This window comes from Protofrankia sp. CiP1_Cm_nod3, assembly GCF_982290655.1.
The window spans coordinates 1-6,725 of the sequence record NZ_CEVIVD010000199.1 but is presented as its reverse complement, the minus strand read 5'-3'; the positions used below and the strand labels follow the sequence as shown (position 1 = coordinate 6,725).

The window sequence follows — 6,725 nt, the reverse complement described above, 5'->3', positions numbered from 1 at the left end:
TCCTGCGACGACGCCCGGTCCGGGCTGTCCGCTTGACGATTCCTCGGCGGACAGCTCGACGCGTGAACACCTGTTCGATGAGACCGTGAAACTCAGGTCGACAAGCAGGCCAGCAGTACGCCTACAACCGGCTCCTGGTGACGCGGGTGCCACCCACCAGACAGGCGACCGTCACCATCTCGCTGTCACGCAGGATATGCACCAGCGCATAGCCCGGTATGCTCGTATGTATGCGAACGACCATCAACCTGCCTGACGCCCTGGCAGAGGCGGCGAAGGAACGCGCCCGAGCCGAGGGCCGGACGTTCACCAGCCTCGTCGAAGAGGGGCTGCGCAGCGTCCTGGCCCGCGGCGAGCAGCCGGTACACGTCGACCCGCTCCCCGCCTACGGCGACCCCCAGGGCCGGTTCCTCGTCGACGTCACCGACCGCGGCGCGCTCTGGGCGGCACTGGACGCCGACGGCCGGCGATGATCCTGCCCGACGTCAACGTCCTCGTGTACGCCTACCGACGCGAGGCGCAGAACCACGCCACCTACGCGTCCTGGCTCACCGCGACAGTAGGCGGCCGGGACGAGCTCGCCCTGACCGACCACTGCCTCACCGGATTCCTCCGCATCGTCACCAACCCGCGCATCCTCGCCGACCCGGCACCCACCGCCGACGCGCTGCGGTTCGTCAACCGCCTACGGACAGCCCCGCGTGGCCGGCCCCTGACAGCGACCCCGGCCACCTGGGACGTGCTCGGCACCCATGTCTCCCAGGACCAGGGCATCCGCGGGAACCTCGTGCCGGACGCCTACCTTGCGGCCCTCGCCATATCCCACGGCTGCCGGCTCGCCACCACGGACCGGGGCTTCGCCAGATTCCCCGGCCTCGATTTCTTCGATCCAGCCACCACACATCGATGATCATGTATGGACGAGAGTGTCCGGCGGGGCAGCCGAACCCCCACGCCCCACACGCACGCTCAGGAATCATGCCGGGACCGCAGCCAGCCGCACCGCCAAGGGTTCCAGGAGGCTCGGCCCTCCGGCGGCTACGGGTCGCGCAACGCACGTTCACCGTCGCCGCCCACCCTCCAGCACCGCTTCCTGACGCCATAGCGGATCACAAGTACCAGGCTGAGCTGTCGATGCCACGAGCCCGGTAACCCCACACCCCGCCGGGTCCCATGAACGCGATCATCCCATCCGTTCCCGGACCAGACCCGGACGATCTGCCGTTCCGGCACCGGAGCCGGCGGGGGGCCAAGCAGGCTGCCCTCAATCTGCACGGGCTGGCTAGTCCGCCAGTTCGACGAATCGTTCCTGGCAGGGCGGCCAGAGCGGAAGTCTCTCGTGGTTCTGCGTGGGTACGAAGAAGGCTCCGCACAGTGCACGGACGGCATGGCCCTCGATCGTGTTTCCCGCGAGGTGCTCGCGGTGGGTGTAGTGGCTGTGGCGACCGGGTTCGGACTCCGCGAGCTCATGCGCGGTGACGATTTTCTCGAGTTCGGCGACGCAGATGGTCCAGGCGCCTGGCTCGGCGATGTTCGTGTAGGAGTTCTTGCAGCGGTCCCAGCCCTGTTCGGGAGGGCTCAGGCTGATGAGTGCCCGTACGGTGAGCTGCCACGACAGACTGCTGCCGGCGTAGGCCGCTAGGGGGACGACCTCGAGTTCGATCTCGTCGGCTTCGTAGCCGGGCTCGCGCACAGGTGTGACGATGAGGGTGAGTCTCGCGAGCCTGCCCTCGTCTGATCGCGGATGTGGGATGTCGATGCGGGTCGAACCGCCGCTTTGGATCTCGCGGAGCGCGTCGAGCATCTGTCGTTGGACGGCGAGTTCCCATGCGGTAAGGAGCCGCGCGGCAGTCTCCTGTCGGAGGAGGCGCTGGTCCTCGGAGGTGGGCAGCCAACGGTGCAGGCCGCCGACGTCGTTCTCCCGCCTGACCCGCATGTAGAAGTCGTCGTGGTCCTGGTGTTCGCCCTTGGCCAGCCCAGCGACCAGCAGCCAGTGGACGCCGGTTACGCGATCCTCCCAGACGCCTCCTCACCACTGCGCTGTCTTGATCTCCAGGAACCGCAGCTTCGTGAGAAGGTCATCGACATCCTGGACGACCTCGTCCGGGAGAGCGCCGAGGGTGAGGCCATCGGCGGTGGCGGCCGCGCCCGCTCCCGCGGGAAGGTGCCGGGGCCCGGGATGTCGTCGAAGGCGGGCCGTGACGGCGTGGTCGGGCGGCACGCGGCCCGGCGAGGACAGCGAACCGGCCGACGAGGGCGTGCCTGAAAGATCGGAGGTTGTCCCCACACAAAGATCACACAAAGATCAGAAGTAGGCTGGTTCGCAAAGAATCTTGCCTCAAAGATCTTGACAAGTTCCGCGGCAGCCGCCACGGACGTCGCTCCGGCGGCTGCCGTCCGCTGGCCGGGATCAGGTGTTCCCGTCTGCCGGCCCTGGCCTGGTGTGGGCTAGTGTCACGGGTGGAGACATAGCGGGCACGGCAGGGGGACGGGGTGCGCGAGGGGCAGGGCCGGTGGGAGACGGTCACGCCGTCGCAGTTCCCGCATGAGCGGGAGGCGCTGGAGCACGTCCGGCGGCTGCTGCCGGACGCCGAGCCGTACCGCGCCTGGTCGAACTTCACCTTCACCGCGGCCACCGGGCACATCCGCGAGGTCGACCTGCTGGTCGTCGCCCGCGGTGGCGTCTACCTCATCGAGATCAAGAGCCTGGTCGGCCGGCTGACCGCGTCCGGGTCGAACTGGACCCAGCACCGCGACTCGGGCGACACCCGGATCTTCGACAACCCGCTGCACCTGGCGAACCAGAAGTCCAAGGAGCTACGGTCCCTGCTGGAGAACGCCGGCCGCGCGAGCCGGACGAGGATCCCGTTCATCCAGCCGGCGGTCTTCCTGTCGAACCCGGCCCTGCGGGCCGAGCTCCCCGACCACCAGCTCCACTGGGTCTTCGGCCCCGAGCGGGGCACCCCGGGCGACGCCCCCGGCCAGAGCGCCAGCAGGCACGGTGGTGGCGGTGGTGGTGGCGGGGCGCTGCCGTCGATCTGGTCCGGCCTGCTGGACGCGCCGCTGCGCGACGAGCGGCAGCGGGTCACCCCCGAGCTGTCGAAGGCCCTGGCCAAGCTGCTGCCGGCGGCCGGGATCGCCCGCAGCCGACGCCACCAGCGGGTGGGCTCCTGGCAGCTGGAGTTCCCGGCGTTCGACTCCGGCCCGACCTGGCAGGACTACCATGCCGCCCACGCCCAGGTCGCCTCCGAGCGGCGACGGGTGCGGATCTACCTCGTCGAGCGGGCCGCCGGGGAGGCCGAGCGGGCGAACCGGGAGGCAACCGCCCGCCGCGAGTTCCTGGTGCTGCACGGGATCAGCCATCAGGGGATCGTCCAGGTCGACGGGTTGGAAAGCCACGAGGCGGGCCCGGCGCTGATCTTCCGTCACCGGCCGGGCGAGATGCGCCTGGACCACTATCTCGACCGGTACGGCGGCCGCCTCGACGCCGGCACCCGGCTGTCCATGATCCGTCAACTGGTCGAGACGGTCGCCTACGCGCACGGCCGGCATCTCTACCATCGGGCGCTGGCCGCCCGCAGCGTCCTGGTCGTGCCGCGGGGCCGCCGCGCGGCGGACGGGAACGGCAACGGCGGGCAGGGCTGGCTCGCACCCAGGCTGATGATCAGCGACTGGCAGGCGGCGGCCCGCGACGCGGGCTCGGGCACCGGTGCGCTGACGAGCGCGATGACGGGCGCGATGACGAAGACGTCGCGCGAGCTGGCGGTGGAGCCCGCGGCCCGGTTCCTGCCGCATCTGGAGCTGGCCGCCGCCGGCTACCTGGCGCCCGAGATCGGCGCACCCTACCCGGACCCGGTCGGCATCGACGTCTTCGGCCTGGGCGCGCTGGCCTACCTGATCCTCACCGGCCAGCCGCCCGCGGACAGCCCCAACGCGCTGAAGGCGCGGCTGGAGCAGTCCGGCGGCCTGCAGCCGGCGGAGGTCGTCGACTCGCTGTCCGAGACGGCGAACGAACTGGTGGCGCAGGCGACCCGCCCGCTGCCCGACGACCGCTTCGCCAGCGTCGGCGAGCTGCTCGACTGGCTGCTGCTCGTCGAGGACGAGTTCACCCGGCCGGACGTCCCGGCGCCCGCACCCGGCGGCAGTGCCGCGGACGGCGGCCCGCCGGCAGGCCCGCCCACAGCGGGACAGGCCGGGCCGGAGCCCGGGCCGGAGCGGGACCCGTTGGAGGCTCAGCGCGGCGACCTGGTCGGTGACGAGTGGCGGATCCGGGAGCGGCTGGGCACCGGTTCGACGAGCCGCGCCTTCCTGGCCCACAACGAGAAGACCAACCGCGACGAGGTCCTCAAGGTCGCCCTCTCCGACGAGCGGGTGGCGCGCCTGGAGCACGAGGCGTCGGTGCTGGGCCGGCTGAACGACTCCCGGGTGATCCGCCTGGCCCGCCCGGACACGCTGGTCGTCGGCGGGCGCACGGTGCTCGTCCTCGACCACGCCGGCGAGCAGACCGTGGCCCGCCGGCTGCGCGAGGGCCGGCTGTCCGTCGACGAGCTGGAGACCTACAGCGACTACCTGTTCGGCGCGGTCGACTACCTCGACGGCGAGGGCGTCGCCCACCGCGACCTGAAACCGGACAACATCGTCATCCGCCGCCGGCCGAACCGCACCTACCAGCTCGTCCTCATCGACTTCTCGCTGGCCAGCATCTCCGTCCGCGACACCACCGCCGGCACGCCCCGCTACCTCGACCCGTTCCTCGGCGCCGGCACCCGCACCACCTACGACGACCACGCCGAGCGCTACGCGCTGGCGGTCACCCTGCACGAGATGGCCTCCGGCGAGCTGCCGCTGTGGGGCGACGGATCCGCCGAGGCGCGGTTCACCACGGGCCCGCCGACGGTGGCCACCGAGGCGTTCGACCCGGCGATCCGCGCCGGCCTCACCTCCTTCTTCCTGCACGCGCTCGACCGGGACGCGGCGCGGCGGTTCGCGTCGCTGAAGGACATGCGCGACGCCTGGCAGGCCCTCTTCCGCGCCGCCGACTCCACCCCGCCGGCCCCGACCGTCCATCCGTATCCGCCGGGCGACGGCCGGCCGGCGACCGGCACGGCGGGGCTCCGCCCCGCCGGCCCCGCCGGCCCCGCGGACGCCGTCGACGGGAAAGCCGCCCAGCAGGCCCGCGACCTGGCCGCCGCCGCGGCCACCGCCGACACGCCGCTGGAGGCCGCGGGCCTGTCGCCACGGGCGGTCTCGGCCGCGCACCGGCTGAACGCGACGACCGTCGGCGAGTTGCTGGCGCTCGGCTCCAAGGAGATCATCAGCCTGCCGGGCACCGGCGCGAAGACCCGCCAGGAGCTGCAGTCCCGGATCCGCCTGTGGCGCCGCGCGCTCGCCACGCCCCCGGCGGTCACCACCCCCACCGGCACGCCGCGGCCGACGCCGGACGGGCGGCAGCCGACCGACGCGACGACGGCCGACGCGACGACGGCCGCGGTGCCGGACTACGCCCGCATGCCGGTCGAGGATCTCGCCGACCGGCTGCTCCCCCGCGCCCTCTCCGGTGGGCGGGGCGCCACCGAACGCAACGCCACCGAACGCGAGGCGACCCGCCTGCTGCTCGGCCTGCCCGACGCCGCGGGCACGCTGCCGGACGTGCCGCTGTGGGCGCCGCAGCAGCAGGTCGCCGAGCGGGTCGGGGTGACGTCGGGCCGGATCGCGCAGGTGCTGACCGCGCGGCGCAGGGCCTGGCACGCCGACGGCGCGGTCCGCTCGGTGTACGACGAGCTGGTCGGGATCCTCCGCGGCGCCGGCCGGGTGATGGGCTTCGACGAGCTGGTCACCGCTGTGCTCGCCCGCCGCGGCAGCGCCCGGCGCTCGCGGCCCGAACGTCAGGCGCTCGCCGCCGCCGTGGTCCGGGCCGCGCTGGAGACCGTCGACCTCGACCCCGAGCCGCGCCTGGCCCGCCGCAGGTTCTACGAGCGGACGCTGGTCGCGTTGGAGGCCACCGACGACGACGGCCCGCTCACCCCGGCCGCGCCCGCGCTCTTCGCGTACGCCATCGCCCTGGGCCGGGCCGCGGACCGGCTCGCGCGGGCCGAGGAGCTGCCCGCCCCGGCGACCGTGCTGCGAGAGCTGGCCGCGGTCCGCGCCGGGCCCGTCGCGGGCAGTGCCGACGATGCCGACGACGCCGGTGACGCGGGCCTGGCGGGCGGCGGCACCGGGACCGCAGCCGACGGGCTGGCCGGCCTGGCCGGGCTGCCACCGCTCGAGGCGCAGCGCCTCGTCCGGCTGGCCGCCGCCGCGTCGCGCACCGCCGCCGCCAACGCCCGCCTGGAGATCTACCCCCGCGACCTGGACCTCGTCCGGGCGCTGCGCCTGGCCCAGGCCGGCGTGCTGCCCACCCGCCCGGCCGCGCTCCCACCGCGGCCCGGCGAGCCCGGCAGCCCCGGCAGCCCCGGCGGGCCGGAGGAGCGGCCCGACCGGCCGCTGCTGGACGTCGCGACCATCCACGAGCGGGTGCGCAACCGCTTCCCGGGCCTGGCCACCGAGCTGCCGGCACACCCGGCGCTCGACGGCCCGCTGGCCGCGGCCGGGTTCGCCCTCGAGTGGGACGCGGCCCGCGACGGCTACATGCCCCCGCACGGCCTGCTCTCCTCGACCGGGACCGGTTCGACCGGGCTTGGCTCGCGGGCGGCGCCGGTCGTCCGCCAGCCCACCGGCCTGGGCAG

At 73.5% G+C, this 6,725-nt stretch carries 5 protein-coding genes; 4 read left to right on the top strand and 1 reads right to left on the bottom strand.

Annotation, left to right across the window (positions count from 1 at the left end; genetic code table 11):
• Nucleotides 1–230 precede the first annotated feature (230 nt).
• Nucleotides 231–473, top strand: coding sequence for a hypothetical protein (locus AC5LUJ_RS22545; protein WP_250287101.1), 243 nt, complete (start codon nucleotides 231–233; stop codon nucleotides 471–473).
• Entirely contained in the window at nucleotides 470–910 is a 441-nt protein-coding gene (locus AC5LUJ_RS22540) for a type II toxin-antitoxin system VapC family toxin (RefSeq protein ID WP_250287099.1), read from the top strand. The genes AC5LUJ_RS22545 and AC5LUJ_RS22540 overlap by 4 nt, the downstream gene beginning before the upstream one ends.
• Nucleotides 911–1,282: 372 nt before the next feature.
• Here the strand turns inward: AC5LUJ_RS22540 and AC5LUJ_RS22535 are convergent, their stop codons facing one another.
• The gene (locus tag AC5LUJ_RS22535; protein WP_493465701.1) at nucleotides 1,283–1,936 is read right to left on the bottom strand and encodes a DUF3039 domain-containing protein; all 654 of its coding nucleotides are present in this window, start codon (nucleotides 1,934–1,936) and stop codon (nucleotides 1,283–1,285) included.
• A 12-nt stretch (nucleotides 1,937–1,948) separates the two neighbouring features.
• On the opposite strand from AC5LUJ_RS22535, the gene AC5LUJ_RS22530 reads away from it, so the two are divergent.
• Nucleotides 1,949–2,266, top strand: a complete 318-nt coding sequence (locus AC5LUJ_RS22530) for a hypothetical protein (protein ID WP_493465700.1) — start codon at nucleotides 1,949–1,951, stop codon at nucleotides 2,264–2,266.
• Between the two features lie 227 nt (nucleotides 2,267–2,493).
• A partial coding sequence (gene pglW, locus AC5LUJ_RS22525; RefSeq protein WP_493465699.1) for a BREX system serine/threonine kinase PglW occupies nucleotides 2,494–6,725 on the top strand: 4,232 nt, incomplete at its 3' end.

Bases quoted from the DNA above. Each gene is read 5' to 3' on its own strand.
- AC5LUJ_RS22545 (WP_250287101.1), top strand. From the start codon at position 231: ATGCGAACGACCATCAACCTGCCTGACGCCCTGGCAGAGGCGGCGAAG.
- AC5LUJ_RS22535 (WP_493465701.1), bottom strand. From the start codon at position 1,936: ATGCGGGTCAGGCGGGAGAACGACGTCGGCGGCCTGCACCGTTGGCTG.
- AC5LUJ_RS22540 (WP_250287099.1), top strand. From the start codon at position 470: ATGATCCTGCCCGACGTCAACGTCCTCGTGTACGCCTACCGACGCGAG.